At 43.1% G+C, this 23,252-nt stretch carries 22 protein-coding genes; 13 read left to right on the top strand and 9 right to left on the bottom strand.

Annotated elements, in window-relative coordinates; translation table 11 throughout:
* The first annotated feature begins 3 nt into the window (after positions 1 to 3).
* The gene (locus OKW21_RS26785; protein ID WP_277485698.1) at positions 4 to 1,452 is read left to right on the top strand and encodes a DUF1501 domain-containing protein; all 1,449 of its coding nucleotides are present in this window, start codon (positions 4 to 6) and stop codon (positions 1,450 to 1,452) included.
* Positions 1,453 to 1,587: 135 nt separating this feature from the next.
* Here OKW21_RS26785 and OKW21_RS26780 read toward each other — a convergent pair whose 3' ends face one another.
* Positions 1,588 to 1,950 (bottom strand): hypothetical protein, encoded by a 363-nt coding sequence (locus tag OKW21_RS26780; protein ID WP_277485696.1) that lies wholly within the window; start codon positions 1,948 to 1,950, stop codon positions 1,588 to 1,590.
* 393 nt (positions 1,951 to 2,343) lie between these two features.
* Here OKW21_RS26780 and OKW21_RS26775 point away from each other — a divergent pair, with 393 nt between their 5' ends.
* From OKW21_RS26775 to OKW21_RS26765, 3 genes are all read left to right on the top strand, one after another.
* A complete protein-coding gene (locus OKW21_RS26775) occupies positions 2,344 to 3,414 on the top strand; it encodes a 6-bladed beta-propeller (protein WP_277485693.1) in 1,071 nt (356 codons plus the stop codon).
* Positions 3,415 to 3,561: 147 nt separating this feature from the next.
* Positions 3,562 to 4,056 carry a hypothetical protein gene (locus tag OKW21_RS26770; RefSeq protein ID WP_277485691.1) on the top strand — a complete coding sequence of 165 codons (495 nt, stop codon included), beginning with the start codon at positions 3,562 to 3,564 and terminating at the stop codon, positions 4,054 to 4,056.
* Between the two features lie 96 nt (positions 4,057 to 4,152).
* Positions 4,153 to 4,374 (top strand): type II toxin-antitoxin system HicB family antitoxin, encoded by a 222-nt coding sequence (locus OKW21_RS26765; protein WP_277485689.1) that lies wholly within the window; start codon positions 4,153 to 4,155, stop codon positions 4,372 to 4,374.
* A 245-nt stretch (positions 4,375 to 4,619) separates the two neighbouring features.
* On the opposite strand, the gene OKW21_RS26760 is transcribed toward OKW21_RS26765, so the two are convergent.
* The 3 genes from OKW21_RS26760 to OKW21_RS26750 form a co-directional block, all read right to left on the bottom strand.
* A complete protein-coding gene (locus OKW21_RS26760; protein ID WP_277485685.1) occupies positions 4,620 to 5,423 on the bottom strand; it encodes a hypothetical protein in 804 nt (267 codons plus the stop codon).
* 181 nt (positions 5,424 to 5,604) lie between these two features.
* Entirely contained in the window at positions 5,605 to 6,111 is a 507-nt protein-coding gene (locus OKW21_RS26755) for a hypothetical protein (RefSeq protein WP_277485683.1), read from the bottom strand.
* 81 nt (positions 6,112 to 6,192) lie between these two features.
* Complete coding sequence (locus OKW21_RS26750; protein ID WP_277485680.1) at positions 6,193 to 7,188, bottom strand: hypothetical protein; 996 nt, start codon at positions 7,186 to 7,188, stop codon at positions 6,193 to 6,195.
* 179 nt (positions 7,189 to 7,367) lie between these two features.
* Here OKW21_RS26750 and OKW21_RS26745 point away from each other — a divergent pair, with 179 nt between their 5' ends.
* Positions 7,368 to 8,243 carry a winged helix-turn-helix domain-containing protein gene (locus tag OKW21_RS26745; protein WP_277485677.1) on the top strand — a complete coding sequence of 292 codons (876 nt, stop codon included), beginning with the start codon at positions 7,368 to 7,370 and terminating at the stop codon, positions 8,241 to 8,243.
* Between the two features lie 127 nt (positions 8,244 to 8,370).
* Positions 8,371 to 9,525 carry a Gfo/Idh/MocA family protein gene (locus tag OKW21_RS26740; protein ID WP_277485675.1) on the top strand — a complete coding sequence of 385 codons (1,155 nt, stop codon included), beginning with the start codon at positions 8,371 to 8,373 and terminating at the stop codon, positions 9,523 to 9,525.
* Positions 9,526 to 10,157: 632 nt separating this feature from the next.
* Here the strand turns inward: OKW21_RS26740 and OKW21_RS26735 are convergent.
* Positions 10,158 to 10,340, bottom strand: coding sequence for a hypothetical protein (locus OKW21_RS26735; RefSeq protein WP_277485672.1), 183 nt, complete (start codon positions 10,338 to 10,340; stop codon positions 10,158 to 10,160).
* Positions 10,341 to 10,537: 197 nt separating this feature from the next.
* Between OKW21_RS26735 and OKW21_RS26730 the strand changes: the two genes are divergently transcribed.
* Positions 10,538 to 11,254, top strand: a complete 717-nt coding sequence (locus tag OKW21_RS26730) for an HU family DNA-binding protein (RefSeq protein WP_277485669.1) — start codon at positions 10,538 to 10,540, stop codon at positions 11,252 to 11,254.
* Positions 11,255 to 11,609: 355 nt separating this feature from the next.
* On the opposite strand, the gene OKW21_RS26725 is transcribed toward OKW21_RS26730, so the two are convergent.
* The 3 genes from OKW21_RS26725 to OKW21_RS26715 all read right to left on the bottom strand — a co-directional run bounded on the left by OKW21_RS26725 (position 11,610) and on the right by OKW21_RS26715 (position 16,206).
* On the bottom strand, positions 11,610 to 15,143 hold the full coding sequence (locus tag OKW21_RS26725) for an NACHT domain-containing protein (RefSeq protein WP_277485667.1): 3,534 nt from the start codon (positions 15,141 to 15,143) through the stop codon (positions 11,610 to 11,612).
* Positions 15,144 to 15,285: 142 nt separating this feature from the next.
* On the bottom strand, positions 15,286 to 15,756 hold the full coding sequence (locus tag OKW21_RS26720; protein WP_277485666.1) for a hypothetical protein: 471 nt from the start codon (positions 15,754 to 15,756) through the stop codon (positions 15,286 to 15,288).
* A gap of 234 nt (positions 15,757 to 15,990) precedes the next feature.
* A complete protein-coding gene (locus OKW21_RS26715; protein WP_277485664.1) occupies positions 15,991 to 16,206 on the bottom strand; it encodes a nucleotidyltransferase family protein in 216 nt (71 codons plus the stop codon).
* A gap of 102 nt (positions 16,207 to 16,308) precedes the next feature.
* Here OKW21_RS26715 and OKW21_RS26710 point away from each other — a divergent pair, with 102 nt between their 5' ends.
* From OKW21_RS26710 to OKW21_RS26685, 6 genes are all read left to right on the top strand, one after another.
* The gene (locus tag OKW21_RS26710) at positions 16,309 to 16,551 is read left to right on the top strand and encodes a UPF0175 family protein (RefSeq protein ID WP_277485661.1); all 243 of its coding nucleotides are present in this window, start codon (positions 16,309 to 16,311) and stop codon (positions 16,549 to 16,551) included.
* A gap of 43 nt (positions 16,552 to 16,594) precedes the next feature.
* Positions 16,595 to 16,990 (top strand): PIN domain-containing protein, encoded by a 396-nt coding sequence (locus tag OKW21_RS26705; protein WP_277485660.1) that lies wholly within the window; start codon positions 16,595 to 16,597, stop codon positions 16,988 to 16,990.
* Positions 16,991 to 17,239: 249 nt separating this feature from the next.
* Complete coding sequence (locus OKW21_RS26700; RefSeq protein WP_277485659.1) at positions 17,240 to 17,494, top strand: hypothetical protein; 255 nt, start codon at positions 17,240 to 17,242, stop codon at positions 17,492 to 17,494.
* On the top strand, positions 17,491 to 17,811 hold the full coding sequence (locus tag OKW21_RS26695; protein ID WP_277485657.1) for a transposase: 321 nt from the start codon (positions 17,491 to 17,493) through the stop codon (positions 17,809 to 17,811). The genes OKW21_RS26700 and OKW21_RS26695 overlap by 4 nt, the downstream gene beginning before the upstream one ends.
* A gap of 177 nt (positions 17,812 to 17,988) precedes the next feature.
* Positions 17,989 to 19,845, top strand: coding sequence for a transthyretin-like family protein (locus OKW21_RS26690; protein WP_277485655.1), 1,857 nt, complete (start codon positions 17,989 to 17,991; stop codon positions 19,843 to 19,845).
* 105 nt (positions 19,846 to 19,950) lie between these two features.
* Entirely contained in the window at positions 19,951 to 21,354 is a 1,404-nt protein-coding gene (locus tag OKW21_RS26685; protein ID WP_277485653.1) for a trypsin-like serine protease, read from the top strand.
* 127 nt (positions 21,355 to 21,481) lie between these two features.
* On the opposite strand, the gene pruA is transcribed toward OKW21_RS26685, so the two are convergent.
* Positions 21,482 to 23,119 carry an L-glutamate gamma-semialdehyde dehydrogenase gene (gene pruA / locus OKW21_RS26680; protein WP_277485651.1) on the bottom strand — a complete coding sequence of 546 codons (1,638 nt, stop codon included), beginning with the start codon at positions 23,117 to 23,119 and terminating at the stop codon, positions 21,482 to 21,484.
* Positions 23,120 to 23,252: the final 133 nt, after the last annotated feature.

Below are 23,252 nucleotides of genomic sequence, written 5' to 3'. Positions count from 1 at the left end.
CTGATGAGCGATTGTAAGCAATATACGCCACATTACAGCCGAAGGGATTTTCTGACCAAAACCACAATGGGCATGGGTGCTGCTGCCCTGGGTTCGCTCTTACAACCCACATCGCTTTTTGGCCGGTCTGCTGATCCTTCTGAGGGCATTGGTGGACCACACTTCGCTCCCAAAGCCAGGAGAGTAATTTATCTGTTCCAGAGCGGAGGGCCATCGCAGATGGAACTGTTTGACTACAAGCCCATGCTGGAAAAGATGAACGGTGAAGAACTTCCTGAGTCAATCCGCAAGGGGCAGCGCCTTACGGGGATGACCGCCGGTCAGAAGTCTTTTCCGCTGGCAGGCTCGCAGTTTAAGTTCGCACAATACGGTAAGAGTGGTGCCTGGGTGAGTGAACTGATGCCCCATACCGCCAGGATCACTGACGAACTTTGTTTTATCAAATCTATGTATACCGAGGCGATCAACCACGATCCGGCCATCACCTTCTTCCAGACCGGCTCACAGCAGCCCGGCCGCCCCTGCATAGGCTCCTGGATCAGCTACGGCCTCGGCAGTGACAATGATAACCTGCCTACCTTTTGTGTCTTGCTCTCTGAAGGGAAATCGGGAGGACAGCCCCTGTATTCCCGCCTGTGGGGTAATGGCTTTCTCCCTTCTGTCCATCAGGGGGTACAGTTCCGCTCCGGCAAAGACCCGGTACTTTATCTGAACAACCCCCCCAGCATAGATAATGATGATCGCGAGCGGCAATTGTCATTTCTGAAACGTATGCATGAGATGCAGTATGCCCGCCTGGAAGACCCGGAGATCAGCACCAAAATTGCACAGTACGAGATGGCTTTCCGCATGCAGACCTCTGTACCGGAAACCATGAACATCGATGACGAGCCCGACTACATCTATGATATGTATGGGCCTGAAGCACGCATTCCCGGCACCTATGCTGCCAATTGTCTGCTGGCCAGGAGGCTGGTAGAGCGGGACGTGAAGTTTATACAGCTATACCACCAGGGCTGGGATCATCATGGTAGCCTGCCTTCACAGATTCAAAAACTTGCGAAGAGTGTAGACCAGCCTTCAGCGGGCCTGATCATGGACCTGAAACAACGCGGGCTGCTGGAGGATACGCTGGTAGTCTGGGGCGGTGAATTTGGACGAACCAACTACTCTCAGGGTAGGCTTACCAAAACCAATTATGGCCGCGATCATCACCCCCGCTGTTTTACCATCTGGATGGCCGGCGCCGGAATAAAGAAGGGTATGGTCTACGGGGCTACTGATGACTTCAGCTATAATATCATAGAAAAGCCGGTACATGTACATGACTTCCAGGCCACCATGCTGCATCTCCTGGGCGTTGATCATGAAAAGCTTACCTACAAACACCAGGGTAGACGCTACCGCCTCACTGACGTACATGGCAAAGTAGTCAGGGATATTATTGCCTAAACATTTCTGTGCCACCTTCTGAGCTCAAGAGGCAATGGTTAGCGAAGTACATAAGCGTACGGAAGTTTTGGAAGAACTGGTGAAACCCTGCCTTTTATCCAAGACTTTCCATCACTTAGCAAGAAACGCAATTGGCTAATTGTATAAGTTTCGGCGAGGTGGAACAATACCTAACTGATTACATACTGTTACGGCATCTATACTTTTGACTTCATATGAGTTGTTTTGAATACTCTGGGTAGCTTCCGGTATCAGCCGGATGTCTTTAAAGGCCTTGCAATAGGACATTCCCGGTGCCCTGAAAGGCTGGTACCCCCGTACACCCCCAACTTTTGGTTGTGCTCGTACCCAGTTACCCTGATTGGCAGGAGGCATTTTTCGGATGACATTGACATACATAATGTCGTCAGTCTGAGCCCCGGGAGACATTTGTAGTTCGGCCTCAAAACCGTTATCGGCGAGGTGCTGAATAAATGCAAGAGCAGGTAATTTTGGCATAATGATAATCGTTATAGGTTATGGTAGATATTTATTCCTGGTAATAACCCACACTATTATTTAGACAAGCCAAAATCCGGAATAACTAAAAAACATACTGATCCAGCTTAGGAGATTTCTCCGGCATCAAACAAAAAATGAAGTAATGCCTGACATTAGCATACTGGACACAATAAATAGTGGAGCAGGATGAACTACTTATTAATTTAGAAAATTTTCATCAATCAGGCAATTTACTGTAAAGCGATAACCTGAAACGCACTTAAGTAAAGAGCAATTTACTTGTAGAATTATCAGCTGAAGCGTTTATTACCTCTTATTAAAATACGCGCATAGCATTGAATCACGCGTTTATAATCCTTAATTTGTCATTTAACACAACCTAAAAGCATCATGTCACAATCGAGTAACAGAAGGAACTTCCTAAAAGGTAGCGTAGCTTTGGCAGGCGGCGCTTTTCTCAGCCCTGAGCTGAATTTTTATATCCAGAAAAGTAAACCTAAACTCAGCAATGAAGTGCTGGGGCATAATGGTTTCCGCTTCCGTGTACATCAGGAATGGGGTAACCTAAACCCTTCACAAACGCCGGTCAAAAATTGCCATGAGATGGTGATGGACTCTAAAGGTCGCCTGATCATGGTGACTGACGAAACCAAGAATAACATTATTATTTACGATAAATCCGGTAAGCTGCTGGAGACCTGGGGCTCTGATTATCCCGGGGGGCATGGCTTGTCCATCTTTGACGAAGGAGGAGAAGATATGCTGCTGATCTGTGATCCTAATATTGGTAAGGTAGTCAAAACCAATGTGCAGGGTAAGGTATTGATGACATTGCAAACCCCACACGAACTAGGTATTTACGAAGAAGATATGAGCTTTAAGCCTACCGAAACCACAGTAGGCCCCAACGGAGACATTTATGTAGCCGATGGATATGGCTCACAGTATGTGATACAGTATGATGCTGAAGGCAAGTACATCCGCCACTTCGGAGGTGCCGGTGATGGAGAAGGACAATTTCAGACCGTACATGGTGTAGGCATAGATCAGCGTAATGGCGCGGAGCCCAGACTGATATGCACCTCGCGCGCGCACAATGCTTTTAAATATTATTCATTGGATGGTGAATACCAGTCTACCCTCTTCCTGCCCGGAGCCTATGTATGCCGCCCGGTCATTGATGAAGATAATCTGTATGCCGGAGTCTGCTGGTCACGTTTGAAGTACCTGAACCAGACGCCCAATTCCGGTTTTGTAACCATTCTGGACAAAGACAATAACGTGGTTTCCAACCCCGGAGGCACTGAGCCGGAATATCGCGATGGTGAACTGCAACTGATGGTACAGGAAAACCCGGTCTTTAAACACTGCCACGATGTATGCATAGACGAAGACAAGAACATCTACGTCTGCCAGTGGAATGCCAACCAGACGTATCCCATTAAGCTGGAGAGGGTGTAATCTACGGAATCATACGTAAAGTAGACGTTGATTCATTGTTGGCACGTGACGGTTTGGCTGGTCGACCAGGGTGGCCCCGCCACGCCGTGCGATTTATCACGTGCCTTTTTACATGTTGTGTGTCACCTAAAAAGAAGAATTTTAAGAGTGCATATTCCTAAAATATCGATAAAGAAGATTAATAAATCTGGATCAAAATACAGATACATCTTACTTATTGATGGCAATAATTTGGAGGAGATTATTGATAATGAATATATGCGGAGAAAAGGAGAATCTCCTATCAACGGCTACTTTATTACAGGATTTAATAGAAGCCTTTTAACATATAGTATTTTAAATGACCAAATTTCTAAGCGACGAGCTTGTGAAGAAATAAGAAAGGACATAGATTCTTTAATTATCACTTTTGGAAGAGCAAAATTAATTGTATGTGCAGAATGTAAAGATATTGGTTGTGGTTTAATTTCAGCAGAGATTTCCAAAAGTGAGGATATAATAGTTTGGAGTAAATTCGCTTATCAAACTTCAGATGAATTAGAAGATATTGATGTGCTGAAAAACTTAACTTTTAGATTTGAAATAGATTCCTACAATAGATTATTTGAAGAATTAAGAGATAGGATAACGGAAGAATTTTGATATAGGCGGCACGCAACATTCAGTAAGCGCTAAGCTACAGCTGCACCTTCGCTGCGTCTACTGTCGCCGATAGCAGCAACCAACTAACAAGCTAATATGAAAGACTATCATATCAATATTTTCTATAGTGAAGAAGATGAAGGGTACATCGCAGATATACCGGATTTGAAACATTGCTCAGCTTTTGGGGAAACAGCAGAACAAGCGCTCCTTGAAGTAATACAAGCCAAAGCCAGCTGGCTGGAAGCTGCTAAGGCACAGGGCAAGCCTGTACCTGAACCTAAATATAAACCCATGATCTACCAGATAGCTACATAGTCAAAGTAACAGACTGGGGAAGCGTATTTCTATTTATAAACTCAGGCAATGTCCTGATCTTTAAAGGGAGAAAAATCTTATCTTACACTTGGAGCTTAACTTTCGGCAAGTAATGAAGCAAAAAAGTAATTGGTAATTTGTTGATTTGAGTAGAAGTAAGTCGCTGATTCCTGGATCTTTTAATACAGCTCCGTACAGCAATTCTAGCATTAGCTGTACGGAGCCATAAGCCTGTTAAAGTATTTTTACTGCCGGCTAGGGTCATCCGGAAACCTGTCTTGCACATCAGGTGTGCCATCTCCGTCACGGTCATCCAGGGTAACACCCCCACTACTCCGGTAGAGCATCTGCCACTCTATGGCCAGGAAAGTATCAAAAACCAGCTGGCTGAATTCCGCGGTAGGCCCTACCGCCATCCGGATAGATATGGAAGAAGTAGGAAGGCTTTCCAGGGCAGTAACCTGCGCAGCCACCAAAGCGGTAAAGCCACCGGAACGAATCAGGGCAGTAGAACTACGGGTGGTGATACCTGAAGCAGGGTTGATCTGTCCCTCGTTCAGGCAAAGCAGTTCAATATTATTAGCATTCACACCCAGAAACTGCAGCATCTGTTGAATTTCACCTTGTCTGATTTCTCTCGCACTGGGGAAACCGCTGGCTGTAGTGCTGAGCCAGCGCCAGACCACCTGATTGTCCTGACGGATCAGGTTTACCCCGGCCGAATGAGATGCCCGTATGGTTTCGGTACTGTAGCCGGCAGGGTACTCAAAGCTAAGTGGAGGGAAATCCGGATGAAAAAAAGAGCCTCCCGGCGTCCTGACAGTAGGGGGGACAAATCCGGGCAGGTCGGTACGAGGAATGCCGTTGGACAGATCCCAGTAAATAGCCTCTGCCCCTCTTACATTCTGGCAGAGCTGCGAGCTGGCATTGTTAATGTCAGGGCCTACTGCTGCACCATCTTCCTTGCTACAGGCAGTAATAAGGAGCAGGGAAATTACAAAGGTGAATAGGTTTGTTATAGGCTTATTGATGGTGAGTAAAGTTTTCATAGGAAAGCGCATTAGTGTTTGGAGAAACATATTGATCTACACCAATGTATAGAAGAGCCGGAAAGAAGGTCATCATGCTCTCCGGAATTTTATGATACGCTACCTTAGATTTCTTCTGCAGGCTATCTACAACCTGGAACGAGTAGTACTGATCCTGAGCACTTGTTTTGAGAGCAGTGACTCAACAAGCATCCAGGATTTTTAATATCCTCTTGGCTTTCCAGTGTTCTTTTTTGACAGGATCAATAATTAGTTGATCTCCCGGCAGGCTATGGGCTAATACCTGTGAAATCTCAATTTCATATTTGCTATCCTGCGCAAAGCCTATCTGTGCCCTCTCCAATAGTTTTCCTTCTCTTCTTAAGTATAGTTTGAATGGAATACGTTGAGCCTCTGCTGAATCCGGTTCGCCCTTCATTACTGTCAACACCCCCCGGCTATGCGTATTAAAAGCCCCATAATCCAGGAGGTTTCCGTTTAACAGAAGAGGATTGCAGTGTATAATAGCATCTCTGCCAGGCTCGCTTCTTTGGTGTTCATTTTCCTGCATGACCTTCTGAGCGCAATCTTCCTCATTTGATTGCTCAGTATAGTACCAATCTGCAAACTCCTGCGCATACGCCAGGTTCGTGACAAACCAAAAGGTCAGACAAATCATAAAGGAAGCTTTTGTAATACAATATTTCATGCTAAGCATTGATTTTTATGGTTTAAATATTTCAATAAGCCGCCAGGGGCAGCTTGCTGAAGCCTGATAGTAAGGCACGTCTTACTTATTCGTACTTATTCCCGGGCTTAGTCTTCTTTCATTACCACTTACGATAATCATTTCCATGTATGACGTCATATTGGTAAGGGCAAATTTTTCCGGTAAACCTTCACTGTAAGACTTCCAGGCTCCATGGGCATTATCTTTTCTGTAAACACCGTCCCATTGTCCGGCAAAAACTGAATTGCCTTGTTTAATCACATTGAATGTATAAAGCTGGGCGGGCAAACCCTTTTGTATGTTTTGCCAGCTTTGACCTTCGTCAGTAGATGAAAGCAGCTCATTGTAAACCATGGCATAAATGGTCTCATCGTCTGAACTGATATTATGGACAGAACGATTGTTTAAAAGATTTATCCAATTCCGCTGCCCTTTCGGAGATGTAAAAACTCCCTGATTGGTACCTATATAAATACTTCCGGCAAAGGCTGTAATACCATTTACCTGTAGGGTAGGGTTACTGTATTCCAGTTCCCATGTATTTTGAAATTCATTGAAAGAATAAATACCCGCATTTGTTCCCGCATACAGTTTGCCGTCAAGCTGAACAAGTTTACGAATCGTGAGATTGTCGAGACCGGTCTTAATGTTTGTCCAGCTTTTTCCCTGCTTCGCTAAATAAAAAACGCCATCTAATTGTGTGCCCACATAGATTTGGCCATTGTAAAAAGTCAAAGCCCCCGGATTGCTTTCAATAATTCGCTGATCGGAGGGAATACTCACCCAAAGATCTTGCTGTACATCAAAAATATATACCCCATGTTCTCTGGTAACGACTCCAAGGTCCTCATGGGAAACAGCTATCGCTCCCAGTCCTAATTCAGCCGTATCCGGTAAGCCGTCACTCATATTTTTCCAGCTCAAACCATTATCACTTGAAAAAAAAATGATTCCCTGATTCGTTGCAACAGGGTACTCAAGCGTACTAGCGGAGGTATCATCCCCTTTCTCTTTTTTGGCTGTACTTTTGGTTTGCCCCTTGCAGGAACATAGCATAGCCAAAAATAATATGAGAGTGAGATTTTGTGGTTGCATCATGTCAATGAAAAGAATTACCAATGGTCGGATACAAACTTATTACTTAGGGAAGAAGGTATTTGTAAAATGACTGTAAAAAAAGTGTAAATTGAATGTAAATACTTGTGTGTCTGATGTTTCCGTTTTTTCTTACTGTTATGAAATCCACACTTCGCTTTGCCGGTCTTTTCTCCCTGCTTACTCTCCTGCTCTCTGCCGTGGCACTGTATGGTACAGATGAGCATACTGTCTTTCTGAAGAAAAGAGCTCCGCTGGTGATCAGAAAGATAGGGCATAAGCTGCTGCTGCATGCCGGGGATTCATCTTCCAGGGTGTTACCTGTAAAGCAAATAGATGAGACCACTTTTCAGCTTGAGTTTCAGCGCACTTTCTCCTTTGTGCCGGACAGTCTGGTGGAGGTCGTCCGTGTAAACCTGGCGGAAAATAATTTGCCAATGGAATATGTGGTCAATGTGCTGGAGTGTTATGCTCATGAAGTGGTATATGGTTTTGCTATGGGAGAAGAGTACAGAGATATCGTTCCCTGCGAAGGAAGGGTACAGCCTGAGGGTTGTTATGCTGTCCAAATTACATTTGACGACTTTGCAGTATCCGGCACCAAAAATAAGCATTACTTTTTGTTCACACTCGCCCTTAGCAGTCTGGTGGTAATTGGGTTTATAGGTAAAGTATGGATAAAAAACAGACAGCAGTTAACTGAGCGGGAAGCTAGGGCTTTCATCCCCCTCGGTAGCTATACTTTTGATCAGCGACAGGGGAAGCTTATGAATAGGCACCAGAGTATTTCGCTTTCAGATAAAGAAAGCAGGCTAATGACAATTTTTGCGCTTCAGCAGAATGAGCTGATTGAGCGGGATCGTTTGCTGAAGGAGGTATGGGAAGATGAAGGAGTCTTTACGGGGCGCAGCCTGGATGTATTTATCTCCAGGCTAAGAAAAAAACTTCAGGATGACCCTTCAGTTCGCCTGGCTAATGTACACGGCAAAGGCTATAGGCTGGAGGTAGATACCTGATACATCAATTTGTGCAGATGCTATTTCCTTCGCTTTCCATATCCTTTCCATAGTCCTTTTTTATATAATGAGTTGAATCAGTGGGGTGGAGAACGTATTATTGTGTAACAAGCTAAATCTGAACTTCATGCAATCTGATAGACGTAATTTCCTCAAGAACTCATTGGCTTCTGCTGCCTTTGCTCTCCCTGCCGGGGCTTTGGCTAATACTTTTTCCGGCGGCTCCCGTATTGTTGAAGTAAAAGCAAAAGCCGGGAAACCTGCACAACCCAAGGAATCTATTCGTTTCTCCGTCATAGGGCTCAACCACGGGCATATCTACGGGCAGGTAGAAGCACTGAAAGAAGGGGGTGGTGAGCTGGTAGCAGTATATGCCAAAGAGCCTGATTTACTTCAAAACTTTACGAAGCGTTATCCTGAAGCTAAAGTTGCCCGGTCGGAGCAGGAAATCCTGGAAGACGATTCCATACAACTGGTGGCCAGCGCCTCCATTCCGGTAGAGCGGGCTCCGCTGGGCATCAGGGTGATGCAGCATGGCAAAGATTTTATGGCAGACAAGCCGGGTATTGTCACCTCGGAGCAGTTTGAGGAAGTAAAAAAAGTGCAGAAAGAAACCCGGCGCATCTACTCCATCATGTACAGTGAGCGTTTGCGTAATCCTGCCTCGGTACAGGCGACTGAGCTGGTGCAGTCAGGTGCCATTGGCAAGGTAGTACAGACCATCGGTATGGGGCCACACCGGATGCGCCCTGAAAGCCGACCCGAATGGTTTTTTGATCCGGCCAAAGCAGGCGGCATCCTCTGTGATATCGGCTCCCACCAGTGTGATCAGTTTCTTTACTATACCGACTCCAGCGAGGCCGAAGTAACGACTTCACAGATAGGTAACTTTGGTAATCCGGAATATCCTAAGCTTGCTGATTTTGGAGATATGAATGTACGCAGCCCCAAAGCCACCGGCTATATCCGCATTGACTGGTTTACCCCCGAGGGGCTGGACACCTGGGGTGATGGCAGGTTGTTCATACTGGGTACCGAAGGTTATATTGAGTGTCGTAAATATATTGACATTGCCGGTAGAGAAGGAGGGAACCACTTATTCCTGGTAGACCAGAAAGAGACCAAGTATTACGACTGTACCGGCATCCATATGCCTTATGGGGAGCAACTGGTAAGTGATGTGGTGAATCGTACTGAAACCGCCATGACGCAGCACCACTGCTTCCTGGCTACCGAACTGGCCATCAAAGCCCAGGATAACGCTTTTCGCTTGCAGGTTTAACCGAAGGAGTGGAGAGTAGCAAGTTACAAACTTGTTTTTATCTGTACGCTTAAGTTAAATCAACTTAAGCGTGAGGAGTTGAGTCAAAATGTGTAATGAGCAGGGTTGATCACTTGTACTCCTGCTATTCCACTAAAATCTTTTTCATTGAAAGTAGCAATCTGTTTGATATTGTTGGCAAGGGCGTTGGATGACAGTGTTCGTTTTTCTGTTCTTTCCCCTTTTTCAGTTTTTGTCCTTCAGCCTAGCTGGCCGCACGTTGCACGTCGCGAAGGAATCTTGCTTGGCCCTGCATTAAGCTTGAGATAAGTTCGAGAAGAGATAGGTTGAGGGGTTTGCTTCTAACGAAGTGTCGTTTTAATACCTAAACTTAGTGCACTTCACTTAAAAGTTCCATTCGCGACACGCAGTGTTGGATGACAGTTCTCTCCATTGTCCTTCAGCCTAGCCGGCCGCGAAAGGAATCTTGTTTAGACCTGCTTGAGGTTTAGGGTTGGGCCAAAAGTGATAAATTTTTTGAAATAGTATATATCTCTCCCTCGTTATTATCTAAAAATTGCACTGCTGTATCATGAAAAGAGGAAGGTTGATCTTTCGCATAAACCAGCACATTGGTATCAAATAGGATAGCTTTACTCATAGGCAATGTCTCTGATGTTGACATGATCAAATTTTCCTCCGAAATCTCTTAACTTTAAATACTTTGTCCGGCGGCCTTTTTTGCTCTTTAGCGCTTCTACCAGTTGCTCTACCTTTTCCAGGTCTTTTTCACTTAAAGTGTCCAGCGCCTGCTTGATTTTTTCTTTAGTACTCATAAGCCATTCATTTATGCTTCAAGATAACGAATTTTAAAACATATAGATTCTTTTATCGTCCTGAGCTATCTTTTAAAGTTAAGGTAGTAATCTGAACAGGATACTTTTCTAATAAACTCTTCCTCAAGTAATAAATACCTGAATTAGAGCGGGTTTAGTGAGCTGCTGCTGGCTATTTTAGTAGAAAAAGAAAAGCCATGCCCATTCGTTTTGCGCTCTATCGCAATCCTTTCAGGAAGCACCAAGAAGAACTGGTAGCCCGGGTGGTGCATCATAGCTGTGCCGGTGATAAGGAGGTGCTGGACATGATGATGTTGCGCAATAACGGGCTCACCCGCTCGGAGGTGATGGCGGTACTGGAAGAATATACGGTAGCGCTGGAATACCTGCTCAGAGATGGCTATAGCATACACACTTCTTTGGTAAAGCTGGAGGCCAGCATCAAAGGGAAGTTCAGGGGTGCGGACGATCGTTTTGACCCTAAGCGCCATAAGGTCTGCCTGAATGCCAGCCCCGGTAAGCGCCTCCGCAAGCTGCTCCAGGGAGAAAAAGCCTATCGGCAGGAGCGTTCCTGCCCCCAACCTTACATAGAGGACTTTAAGCACTTTGACTCCCAGCTTCCAGCACATAGCTTTCTGCCCGGCATACCGGTTCGCCTTACAGGCAGCCATCTGAAAATCAATCCTGAGCAGGAGGATGAAGGCATCTTTCTGAAAGCAGCAAACAATACAGTATGGAAGGTAAGCCAGCTGGTGACCAACTTCCCCGGCGAGCTACTCTTCATGATGCCTGAGGATATGCCCGCCGGTACTTACCTGGTGGAAGTGCGCTGCCGGGTAGGCAACAGCACCGAGCTTCGCTCAGACACTTACATTCACCCTCTTAGTTGCTCCCCATCCGCAGCTTCCGAATAAGCATTTCGCACAGTCCGCAATCTGATTTCGTAGCTTCCGCTTTTTCATTTCGCAGCCTGCGCAATAGTTAAAATACGCTTAGTGCAACCCTATACGATTACCAATGCATGGACCTGCATGTGGCTTATGCGGGGTGTACAAACCAGTTAGGCAAAAGCATCATACACTGCAAAACTCCCAAATTACGCCGTACCACACGCTCGCATCTTGCGACCGGGCTGCCGGAGCAGTGTGGAATATCTATCAAATCTATTTCTGTATGGTTAAACTTAATCTGCCTCCGGCCAGATGAACTGATCACTCGGCGGGGGCCGGGGGCGCCCTAGCCGAGAGACTGAGAAAATATTATTTCCTATTAATCTAACATTTCATAATAAAGTAAAGCATCGCTGAAATCTTTATTGCTACCAAGTTTTGAATAAAACCTCTGTTCAAGTTCGTCCATTTGGTAGTAGAAAAATCTTAGATCATAGTCCTGAATAAACCTTAACATCGTAGACTTAACTTTGCCATAGTTAGCTTCATTTTGAGAGCCTAACTCCTTTATTACTTCCAATAGTGCAGAATCTACCCTATATAAATCATCCACTTCAAAACTAAGTTTATAAGGTGCTTCATACATAGTAATCAGAGTAGGAAGCAATCTGTTGTCTTTAATTTTCAATAGCATTTCATTGGAGATATGAAGTGATGGATATTTTCTGTGAGTGAAAACCCATCTGTTAAGGTAATCTAACCCAGTAAAGTTTCCGATTTCAAGAAGCTTTTTAGAGTAATATAGTGATGCTTCTTCTGAAGCAGATGTGATATTTTGAATTAAATAGTCCTCAACAAAAGGAACCTTTAATTTGATAAGGTGATCTATTAGGTTCTGTTTAATTTCACTATCAATTAAACCAATAGCCCCTTCAAATTCATAGGGATCACCTCCTAAAGAGAAATAGTATCTAAGTAATTCTTTCTTTTGGTAATCTTTTAAAAATTTAGAAAATATCTCTTTTTTCATATAAGGTAAAGCCTCGGAAAAATTGTAGTTGTCACAAATCTTAAAATGTCTTTGAAGAACAGCTTTCACGCCAATACCAGCTTTCAGATTAGCTAAAACTCTCTCTTTAACTTTTTCAACTCCAAATTTATCAACTAAGTATTTAACTAACGAAAGGTTTTCACGTTCATCAGTTTTATTTCTAGATGGAATCAGATTGCAATATATTTTTAGCATATCTAACAAAGAATCCTCTAAAAAGGGGAAGTCAAACCTTTGAGCACAATAAGCTAAAAATACCTCTCTATATCTGTAGCTTACGCCACCCTCCGGGTTTTCAACAATCGCATCATCAAAGTTGGCTAAAGTTAAATTTATTTCACACCACTGCTGAATAATAGAAATATCTTTATCTCTTAAAGAAACATATCCATTGTCAATATCATATCTAATCAGAGTATGAATTTGTAACCATGTCCATCTTTCATGATCATTGAGGATTTTATCTGTTCTTTCTTTTGTAATAGTAGCTTTTCCAGCTTCATTCATTAAAAAGCGAATTATGATTTCATGGTGAATCTCTCCTAATCCCAATCTATTATGTTGATAATTGGTGAGATCTCTTTGGTTTAATTCATCTTTCTTCAACTTTAAAAAGACCTGATTAACTTCTGCTTGAAAAGATGAATGATCAAGAATTAAATCTAAGTCATGATAACTTTTTTCTCTCTTTATCTCTTCAAATGAAGGTTTCTGCACGTAAACAAATTTATTTCCTGAAGCTGCATTAATTTCCTTATAGAAATAATCATGCATAGGTTTATTCATATAACTAAGCAGATGTCTAAAGTCAGTAATAAGAGTATCCTTCAAGACCCCTTTTATATATTGTTCAACTACATAGTCACAACATTCATCATTGGCTAATAAAGACATCATCTGGACATGCTCAAAATCATTATCTGAGTCTATTATATACTGTCTGTAAAAGTGAAGAAATGCATCAATAGTTGTATTAGTGTTCTTAAAAAAGCAATTAAATGGTTCTATGTTCTCCTTACTAGCTCTTTCTTCTATAGTCTCCAAAAGCTGAATTACTTTTGAATAAAGTTCTTGACCTTTTTGGTGTAAAGTAGTTGCATTTTTAAGTGCAATTCTAAGGAGATCATTTAATCTGACTTCAGAAAGATATACTTCCTTAAATTTGGAGATATAATCAATTAGTCTATTGACAGCATCAAATGAAGTGGATTGTTCAAGCCCCCTTAATAGTTGAAAAGATTCATCGGCTAATGTAACATTTTCATCCTCAATTGTACTAAGTGAATTATTATTGCTTTCCATATTTAAAATTTCAATGCCTTCTAAATATACATTAATGTATAGCTCATGGTAATTAGTAGAGGTTAAATACTTATACATACCAGCTCTTGTGTATTTGCTAGATTTAAAATCAAACTCTTTAATGAGTTTGTAAGTAATCTTTTCATCTCTCGTATTAATTTTTGACAATGAATAGAATACTGTTAAATAAGTTGCATGACTGAAATGACCACTAAGCAATTTTTCTACTAATAGGTTTTCTATCTCATCTACATAATCTTGGATTTTTGATACTTTAAATTCTGAGAGAAGACGTACTGCTCTGTTTAAATCTACATTAGTAGAGGACATCCTGAGCTTACTAAGTAAATACTTTAAGATTTCATGGCTTTCATCCACGAAGGTTATTAAATCCGAATATTCAAAGTTGATATATGGAAGGATAACTCCCTTTACTTCGCTTTCTTGATATATTAATTTGATAATTTGCTCCCTTCTACTTAAGTCTATCTTATCTTTTTCAAACCTAACCAATACAGATGGTTCACTATTACACATCCATTCAAGAAGCATTTTGAATTTCTCTGAAGAAGCATCCAACAGTTGAAAAGTAAAGGAAAGTGTATTTAGCCAAAAAGGTTTTATTTTTTCGTAATTTGAATCATAAGATGTCAGTGCTTTAATATTTTGAAAAGTTAATTTTATTAACTCTTTGGCAGCTAAATACTCTCTGAAGTTATTATGCTCAAATTCCCACTTAACAATTTCGCTATCTTTTTTATTGAATAGAAAACTATATTTTAATAAATCACGGAGGCTTTTATCAGTAATTAGTTGTTGCAACTCTTTTTCTTCAAGATAGCTCCTTCCTAAATAGTCCATAATCAGTGCTATCTTCTGAATTGTCTTTGTTAATACAACTTCATTTTCTTTTATTGAGACACCTGTATTTTCATACTTAGCTTTATCTAACTTAAAGCACGCTTCAATAGCTAGTTCAAAAATTTCGGTTTTGTTTGCAGGAAGAATTGTTTGATATAAGTATATCTCTATCAATAACTTAAAGAAAAAAGGGTTGAGTATAATCTCACCTAGTTTCTGTCTTGTAATTTCCTTTAAAAAGGATTTTTTTATTTGAGCGTAATAAGTTGTAAGGTGTAAGTCAATGTCTGATGCAGACAAGTTTAGAATGTAGAAAGTTTTGAAATCACTTAACTTAGCACTAAAATTTTCTTTTTCTGTCGTGTAGAAATTATTGCGACATGATATCAGAATATAGGTATCGGGAAAGTATTTGACAAAACTATTCAAGCTTAGAACAGCATCGTCAAAATATTTACTATTGACTTCATCAAGTCCATCAAAAATCAATAGGGTTTGATTAGGTGGTATATTACTCCAACCATCATATTCCTTATCAAGTAATTCCTCAATTTTTTCACCTTTATAAGTATTTAGCGAGATCTTTAAGGGGTAAAAATAAGAGTCTTTAGATGAAGTTGTATGTGCTAAATGTTCAAGCTCAATACTCTTACCACTTCCAGCAAACCCTAGAAGTGTAATCTTTTTACTTTGGATCAATGCTTCATAAAGTGAATGTATTTGTCTTGCGTATGGAGGCTTTTCTATTTCATCTATACTAGCTACACTTCTGTGAATGTAGTTTTCTACTTTCGGGTAACTTTTTTTAGAAGGATGATTGGTTTTAGGAGTTATTTGTTCTTCAATCTTTTTTAAAATTTTTTAAACCTTCTGATGAAGTAATTCCAATCTTTTCAGTGTCTTGCTGTAGGTTATCAAGTTGGTAAGCCTGAAATACTTGTATAAGTTTATTACGGAATAAAGGTTCTTTTAATAATTCATGAATTAAAAGTTCTCTAAGTTTTTCAATAAAGTCATCAGGTAAAGAAGTAAAGTCAATATGATCTTCTAATATTATAGTATCTAGATCAGAAAGAGGTAATAGTATCTGCTTTAATTCATTTTTGACATCGGGAATTTTTAAAAAATCATAAGCATTTCCACCAAAAACGGAAGAATTATAATATCTGTCTAATTGCTTAGATGTATTTAGCAATACTTTTTCAAATAGCTGATCTTCCTTTTCATTCTCTGATAACGTAAAAACATTTTTTAGACCATGATTAATTAAAACTTTAGCAATTAAGCTTCCTAAATCAATGTCTTCAAGCATATTATTAATATTTTATAACACAAATTTAATAAAAATTATAAGGGTAATGTGCTTGTTCTTGTCATATCCCTCTAGCTTAAGTTTGCAACTGTCAGAATGCAGCAGAAGCTTTTTGCCTCGTTAAGAATTTATATTAATAAGCGAAAAGCATTAAACATAAATCACACTCTTCTCCCTACTTCTCTTTAAAATAGGATTCATATACCTAAAATTGATCAAATCAATTTTAGGGTTTTACAGTAATTGAGTCAGGTATTCTTCTAGTAAAACCCTTTGGGTGTAACCTACGCTAATACCTTCCTGGGGTATATAAAAAAGGTCTATATCACTTTCGGTAGTAGCCTGCTCAGTAGCATAACTACCAAATAAGCCCAGGCTTTCAATACCAAACTGTTGGGTTAAGAAAGGCTTGCTATCCCTCAACTTTTGTAAGATATCCTCTTTGTTCATGGTATTATTGTTTAATATGGATTGAGGGATATTGATTTGCTTATTTATATTATACACATCTACCGCGTTTCAATTACGTTAAAAAAGATATAAATTAAACACATGAAACAGCTTATCATAGATTTGCCGGATACGATGGATATGGAAGAGAAAGAGGTCAAAATAGCCTTGGCTGCTAAACTGTATGAAATGGGTAAACTTACTTTGGGTCAGGCTGCCGATATGACCAATCATAGCAAAGAGCACTTTATGGAGCTTTTAGGGGATTATGGTGTGTCTTTATTTAATTACGATCCTGAAGATCTGGATGAAGATGTAAAGAATGCAGAAGATCATAGTCTCTGATGCTAGTTGCTTGATTCTATTTTACAAACTAGGAGAACTAGATTTGTTAGAAAAAGTATATGGCAAGATAGGAATAACCGAAGTTGTAGCTAAGGAGTTTAATCGTCCTATTCCTGAGTGGATTGATATATATTCACTTAAGACAAGCTTACCTGCTAGTCTTAAAAATGCACTTGATCCAGGAGAAGCGAGTGCTATAGCTTTAACAAAAGAGTATCCTAATAGTCTACTTATTATTGATGAACTAAAAGGAAGAAGAGTAGCTAAAGCTCTTGGTATTGAAATTACAGGTTCTTTGGGAGTAATATTAGCCGCAAAAAACAAAGGTTTGATTCCTACAGTATTGCCTATAATAGAAAAAATAAAGCAAACTAATTTCAGGCTCTCAGATACTCTTATACAAAAATTTCTGGTCAAAGCAGGAGAACAGAATCATTAGCCTTCTGATACACTCTTCTCTCTGGTTTCAGTTCCGTATCGGGGGTAATTACCTGGCGCATTGCCACTGAAACTCACAGGTAAATGAAAGTCTGCAACTGTCATAGACTTTAATTCCGCTAAGCAAGAAAAAGATAAACCCTCAAAGAAGATACAGCTAAGCCCAGGCTAATGCCTATCGCATGATTTCTGTAAGAATTTAATTTATCGCACGGCGTGGCTGACCAGGCGAACCGTTAAATTCCTGCGCATGACCTACAAACAACACAAACAATACCGCCTTCCGGGCTACGATTATTCGCAGGTGGGGAAATATTTTATTACCATCTGCACCAAAGATCGGATACATTATTTTGGTCATATATATGAAGGTAACATGCATTTGTCAGAGGCAGGTACGATTGCCAAAGACAATCTGTTGATGATTCCTGAACAATTTCAGAATACGGTTTTGGGTTCGTGGGTGGTCATGCATTCCATGCCGGGCCAAATCATATTCATATGATTTTGGTGATTAATGGTGAAACGGAAATCCGTAGGAACGTGACGGTTCGCCGCGCGATTAATCACGTTCCTACAAAATCCGGCATCCTCAATAACCCTATGGAAATGCCAGTGGATACCATTGGGAAAATGATGCGGTGGTACAAAGGGAAGGTTTCCTACCAATGCAGAAGACAGGGATATGAATTTTCCTGGCAATCCCGGTTTCATGACCATATCATTCGTGATGATCGGTCATTGGAGAGAATCAGGCAGTATATTCAGCATAATCCTCTACAATGGGAGGAGGGTATGTTTCATCCTAGCTCAGGGCTGTAATCCTCACCTTCCGTTTATAATTTCTCCCCCCTACAAACGAATGCGAGCGATTAGTTCTCTCTTGAGGTTACATTCTTCCTTCCTCTCATACTAATACGCACAACATCATTAACCCAAACTCCGGAAGGCTGTCCTGGCAAAAGGCCGGGATGGCTTCGGAGATTAACCCTAACGACCATGAAGTATGTATTGAGAGGTCGCATCTATGCCACAATATGCGACGACCGAAAGCTGCCCCTCAGCCGCAGCGTTGTAAGACTGTATCGTTTTGAGGCCAAAGACGCTACCCGCCTGGTTGCCGCCCAGGCCAAAGAGGTTTTTCAGTTTCTGGAAGAGAAAGACATCAAAGCCAAGCAGAAACGACTGCTGGCCGAGACTACTACCGATGCGCAGGGCAACTATAGCTTTGAGATTGACGGTGACAAAAAAAAGTACAAAGGCGAAGCGGTAGAAGTGGATGTCTACTATCCCGAAATCCCCGACTACGGACAGGAGGATACCGACAAGCCCCGCAACTACAAAGCCTTTCAGGCTACTCTGGATGTGATACAAGCCCGCTGGAAAGAAACCAATGAAGGCCTGCTGGGCCAGTGGAACTATACCCTCTCCCGCAAATGGTGGTGTGCCCTATTGCGCCGCCTGGATATCTGGGTGATCTGCGGTACACTGCTGGATTGTGAATCCGGGCAGCCACAGGCAGGAGTGGAGGTGATCGCCATGGACGATGATGTGATCAGCGATGATACTTTAGGCAGCGCCATCACCGATGCCTCGGGCAAGTTCTGCATCTTCTACCGCTCCAAAGATTTCAAAAAGACTTTCTTATCTCCTTTTATTAATATAGAGACGCCCATCTTTCCGCTGGGCAACGGGCCGGACATTTACTTTAAGTTTGCCCTGGGCGGCTCCATCTTCCACGAAGAAGATCCTTCCGTAGCCCGCAAGCCTGGCCGGGAGAACGTGGATAACTGCCTGTGTGTACGCCTGTGTATAGAAGGAGGGCAGCGGGAGCCTGTCTCATCATTCTTCCATATTGGCGACGCGAGGAGATACCATATCGTACTGAATATCAATCCGGCAGATGGACGTACCGCCAACAAAGCTGCTGCCAGTTGGAATGAGCAGGCTTTCTTCAGCACCCTGGGACTGCTGGGTACACTGGAGAAAACGCTCAACGGTCAGCCGATGGAGTATAAGTTTCAGTATACCGAACTGGCCAGCCCCACTGATCCTATACCTGCCAACCCTGCTGCCTGGAAAGATGTACTTAAAACCGATATTGCCAATGGCACCATCATCGGCTTTACGCCCAAGTTTGTGACCTCACCACCACCGCCTCATTATGATCCCGATATCTATGCCATTAACGCACAGGCAGGGCAGATAGATGTGGCTTTTAATGGCAACTGGATTGTAGTACCCCAGACCGCCCAGTTCCTTACTGGCCGCCTGATCAACCTGATTTCCGGTAAGCTGGCTTCGGGCAATGTGAATATGAGTACGCTGACGCCGGGAGACAGTAGCACCACGGTAGCGCCCCTGCAAAAGAACCGCTACTTCAGTATCCGCATGATCAAGCGGCAGGCAGGCAATGCCGCCAGCGAAGCGGTGGCCGGTACTTCCCGACCCCTTGCTACCTTCAATACCATTTACCAGAACGTGCCTCACGGCGGCTCATGGGCCCCCGGCCTCACCCAGAGCGAATTGGGAATAGCCTCTTTGGATTTGGATGAGCTGGTGAGCGGAGGCGGTTGTAGTAATATCACTGACTCCATTACGGTGAAGTATACAGCAACCAATCCTAATCTGGGCAATGTGAGCCTGGCTTTCAGTGGACCAGGGGCTACCAATAACTTTGATCCTATCGTATTTACTACGCCAGGAGAGGAGGCCCACGGCACTTCTCATTACCTAGGCAGCTTTGGTGACCTGGAAAACTGTGCCTACGAAATACGCCTGAGTGCGGAGCTGAACCTTACCAATGGTGAAACCCAGCATGACAACATCTGGGACAGGGTGCTGTTCTGCCGTTAAATTAAAGAGTGCATTATAAACGCGCTCCAGGAGTGTATAATTCAGCTACTTAGCGCTTACCTGCCTCTACATATTATTCATTTTTAACCTAAACAGTGTATCATTATGCAGTATTTAATTTCAGGAAAGGTAAGCGAGAAAGAATCCGGCTTACCAGTAGTGGGCATCTATGTGCGGGCTTATGACAAAGATCTGATTTATGACGATCTTTTGGGCAGTAGCATTACAGACAAAGAGGGCAAATTTGCTATGCAATATGAGGACAAGGATTTCAAAGAGATATTTGAGGGAGATGCACCGGAAGTTTATCTTAACCTTTTGTCGGGACCCAGAAGTCTCATTGGCAAATACACACTGGAAGCCTTAAAAGCTAAAAAGGGGGATGATGGATATACACAAATTGAATTCGTGATTCCCCGAGAAAAGTTAGGGGCGCTGGCTCCGGTAAGTCCGGAAGGCTTTCCTGCTTTGAATGAAGATGTGACCCAACGCAAAGCCATAGAGGCTAAAACAGGCTTGCCCGGTGGTGTCAAAATTGAGCTTGATCGCATCTGGCAAAATGGGCAAAACCAGGCAGATATTGAGCGGTTGGAGAATGGCAATATTGTCATTACCAAAAACTTTGACCTGCAAAGTGTGCAGCCCCCTTCCATCGCTTTTGATGGCTTAAATAAAGACAAGCTCGGTGACAATGTACAGGATGAAATCCAGGGTTTTATCCCCGGACACCTGGGGATTAAATTTGCCCCGCAGGAAATCCGACGGATTGGCTTTGATACTAAAGATGGCGAAGACCGTCCCGTCAATGTTTTTCCTCCGGATACGCGCTATGAGTTTAATGACACCTCTTTTCCCTGGTGTACTACCGGCAGGGTAGAAACCCCGGCAGGCGTGTGCTCGGGTACGATGATCGGCAGAAACCTGATGCTCACCGCTTCACACTGCATAGACTGGCAGGACGATTCGGTAGGCTGGATCAAATTTACCCCTTCTTACTACAATGGTTCTGCACCTTTTGGCATTGCCTGGGGGACCAGAGTGGTGTACTGGAACAAAGCCCTTGGCGGCTTGTCCGACTTTGAAACTGCTTTTGACTATGTAGTAGTAGTTCTGGACCGTAATATGGGCGACCTGACCGGCTATACCGGTTATCGCAAATATTCATCTTCCTGGAACAACGGTAACTACTGGCAGGTGATCGGTTACCCAGCCAGCCTGACCGGTACGCAGCGCCCTACTTTCTCCGGTGGCGGCTCCATCTGGAATACCGCTTCCTTCTCTACCAGTGGCAAAGAAGGTTTGGTGATGGGAACCTTCATTGACATCACTCCCGGCAACTCCGGTGGCCCGGTCTGGGGCTGGTGGGGAGATGAACCCTGGCCAAGAGTGGTAGGTGTAGTAAGTGCAGAGTCCAGCAGTCCCGGCTTTAGTACCAGTGGAGACAATGAAGCAGGCGGGGGCGAGGCTTTATCTGTGCTCATCACCTATTCCAGGGATAACTATTCTTAACAAATTCATAATCGGTAGTTAGTAGTGTTAATCCTGAGCATCATGTAGGTGCTCAGGATTTTTTTGAGCTAAAAAAAGGTCTGGCAGGATTCCAAACCTGCCAGACCTCTGTAAAAGCACGCTGTAATTACTTGTCTTTACCCATATAAGGGTAGCGGAAGTCTTTAGGCGGTACGAAGTTCTCTTTGATCGTACGAGGGGATACCCAGCGCAGCAGGTTGATCATAGCGCCTGCTTTATCGTTGGTACCCGAACCTCTGGCTCCTCCGAAAGGTTGCTGTCCGACCACCGCTCCGGTAGGCTTATCGTTGATATAGAAGTTACCCGCAGCCTGGCGTAGTTTGCGTATTGCCAGCTCTACCGCCATTCTGTCCTGAGAGAAAACCGCTCCTGTCAGCGCGTAAGGAGAAGTCTGGTCCAGCAGTTCCAGTGTCTCTTCAAAGCGTTCCGCCTGATATACGTAAATAGTGACTACCGGGCCGAAGATCTCCTCTTCCATGGTTTTGAACTTAGGATCATGCGCCTGTATGATGGTAGGCTGTACGAAATAGCCTTTGGACTTATCATATTCACCTCCGGCGATGATCTCCGCCATCTCATCCTTGCGGGCGTGATCAATGTAACCTGCGATTTTGTCAAAGGCAGTCTCGCTGATCACTGCTCCCATAAAGTTGCTGAAGTCTTCCACATCACCCATCTTCAGGTTTTTGTGGTCTTCCAGTATATAGCCTTTTACTTCCTCCCACAGGTTATTAGGGATATAGACACGAGATGCGGCAGAGCACTTCTGTCCCTGAAACTCAAAAGCACCGCGGGTGATGGCGGTAGCCAGTGCTTTGGCATCGGCAGTCTTATGAGCTATGATGAAATCTTTTCCCCCCGTTTCTCCTACAATGCGCGGGTATGAGCGGTAGAGGTCAATATTGTTACCAATGGTCTTCCAGAGCTGCTTGAATACTTTGGTGCTGCCGGTAAAATGCAGTCCGGCAAAGTCTTTATGCTTAAATACCACATCTCCGACTACCGGACCATCTATATTGATCAGGTTGATGACACCATCAGGCAGGCCGGCTTCTCTGAAGATTTTCATGAGAAGGTTAGCGGCATAGACCTGCGTTTCGGCAGGCTTCCAGAGCACTACATTCCCCATCATAGCAGGAGCGGTAGGCAGATTACCTGAGATGGCTGTAAAGTTAAAAGGCGTAATCGCCAGGATAAAACCTTCCAGCGGACGATGTTCCAGGCGGTTCCATAGTCCTTTGGAAGAGATAGGAGGCTGCTGCTCATACACTTCCGTCATATAATGCACATTAAAACGGAGGAAGTCTATCAACTCACATACGGCATCAATCTCTGACTGATGCGCGGTTTTGGACTGTCCCAGCATGGTGGCGGCATTCATCTGGTAGCGGTAAGGGCCGGAGATCAGTTCCGCTGCTTTAAGAAAGATGCTGGCACGATGCTCCCAGGGCATGTTTTCCCAGCTTTCTTTCACATTCAGGGCAGAGTCAATGGCCTGTTGCACGTGAGAGGCATCACCTTCATGGTAATGGCCAAGGGTAAACTGGTGGTTGTGAGGAGAGCTAAGTCTCTTTTTGTTGCCGGTAGTGATCTGTTCGCTGCCGATGTATAGTGGGACCTCTACCGGCTGCTCTTTTATGGCCTTGAGGGTAGCCTGTAGCGCTTCTCTTTCAGGAGTGCCGGGGGCATAGTCATATACCGGCTCATTAGTAGGGGTAGGAACTTTATAAAATCCTGTTGACATATCTGAATGTTGTTTTGATGCGATAAAAAAATTTGCTTGTAAAGGTATAGCGGATAAAAAACAGATGATAACAATAGCACTATTTTTTTCCGACACGTGTACTTCTACTAACGAAGCCCTAAGCGATATAGGT

It is taken from the genome of Catalinimonas alkaloidigena, from assembly GCF_029504655.1.
GTDB classification, from domain to species: domain Bacteria; phylum Bacteroidota; class Bacteroidia; order Cytophagales; family Cyclobacteriaceae; genus Catalinimonas; species Catalinimonas alkaloidigena.
Note: the sequence above shows the minus strand (reverse complement) of the source record. Positions and strands in the feature narration are given on the sequence as shown.

What these genes read in the sequence shown, in the direction of transcription:
- OKW21_RS26785 (WP_277485698.1), top strand. Translation starts at nt 4, where the DNA reads ATGAGCGATTGTAAGCAATATACGCCACATTACAGCCGAAGGGATTTT.
- OKW21_RS26780 (WP_277485696.1), bottom strand. Translation starts at nt 1,950, where the DNA reads ATGCCAAAATTACCTGCTCTTGCATTTATTCAGCACCTCGCCGATAAC.
- OKW21_RS26775 (WP_277485693.1), top strand. Translation starts at nt 2,344, where the DNA reads ATGTCACAATCGAGTAACAGAAGGAACTTCCTAAAAGGTAGCGTAGCT.
- OKW21_RS26765 (WP_277485689.1), top strand. Translation starts at nt 4,153, where the DNA reads ATGAAAGACTATCATATCAATATTTTCTATAGTGAAGAAGATGAAGGG.
- OKW21_RS26760 (WP_277485685.1), bottom strand. Translation starts at nt 5,423, where the DNA reads ATGAAAACTTTACTCACCATCAATAAGCCTATAACAAACCTATTCACC.
- OKW21_RS26755 (WP_277485683.1), bottom strand. Translation starts at nt 6,111, where the DNA reads ATGAAATATTGTATTACAAAAGCTTCCTTTATGATTTGTCTGACCTTT.
- OKW21_RS26750 (WP_277485680.1), bottom strand. Translation starts at nt 7,188, where the DNA reads ATGCTATGTTCCTGCAAGGGGCAAACCAAAAGTACAGCCAAAAAAGAG.
- OKW21_RS26745 (WP_277485677.1), top strand. Translation starts at nt 7,368, where the DNA reads ATGAAATCCACACTTCGCTTTGCCGGTCTTTTCTCCCTGCTTACTCTC.
- OKW21_RS26740 (WP_277485675.1), top strand. Translation starts at nt 8,371, where the DNA reads ATGCAATCTGATAGACGTAATTTCCTCAAGAACTCATTGGCTTCTGCT.
- OKW21_RS26735 (WP_277485672.1), bottom strand. Translation starts at nt 10,340, where the DNA reads ATGAGTACTAAAGAAAAAATCAAGCAGGCGCTGGACACTTTAAGTGAA.
- OKW21_RS26730 (WP_277485669.1), top strand. Translation starts at nt 10,538, where the DNA reads ATGCCCATTCGTTTTGCGCTCTATCGCAATCCTTTCAGGAAGCACCAA.
- OKW21_RS26720 (WP_277485666.1), bottom strand. Translation starts at nt 15,756, where the DNA reads ATGCTTGAAGACATTGATTTAGGAAGCTTAATTGCTAAAGTTTTAATT.
- OKW21_RS26715 (WP_277485664.1), bottom strand. Translation starts at nt 16,206, where the DNA reads ATGAACAAAGAGGATATCTTACAAAAGTTGAGGGATAGCAAGCCTTTC.
- OKW21_RS26710 (WP_277485661.1), top strand. Translation starts at nt 16,309, where the DNA reads ATGAAACAGCTTATCATAGATTTGCCGGATACGATGGATATGGAAGAG.
- OKW21_RS26700 (WP_277485659.1), top strand. Translation starts at nt 17,240, where the DNA reads ATGACCTACAAACAACACAAACAATACCGCCTTCCGGGCTACGATTAT.
- OKW21_RS26695 (WP_277485657.1), top strand. Translation starts at nt 17,491, where the DNA reads ATGATTTTGGTGATTAATGGTGAAACGGAAATCCGTAGGAACGTGACG.
- OKW21_RS26690 (WP_277485655.1), top strand. Translation starts at nt 17,989, where the DNA reads ATGAAGTATGTATTGAGAGGTCGCATCTATGCCACAATATGCGACGAC.
- OKW21_RS26685 (WP_277485653.1), top strand. Translation starts at nt 19,951, where the DNA reads ATGCAGTATTTAATTTCAGGAAAGGTAAGCGAGAAAGAATCCGGCTTA.
- pruA (WP_277485651.1), bottom strand. Translation starts at nt 23,119, where the DNA reads ATGTCAACAGGATTTTATAAAGTTCCTACCCCTACTAATGAGCCGGTA.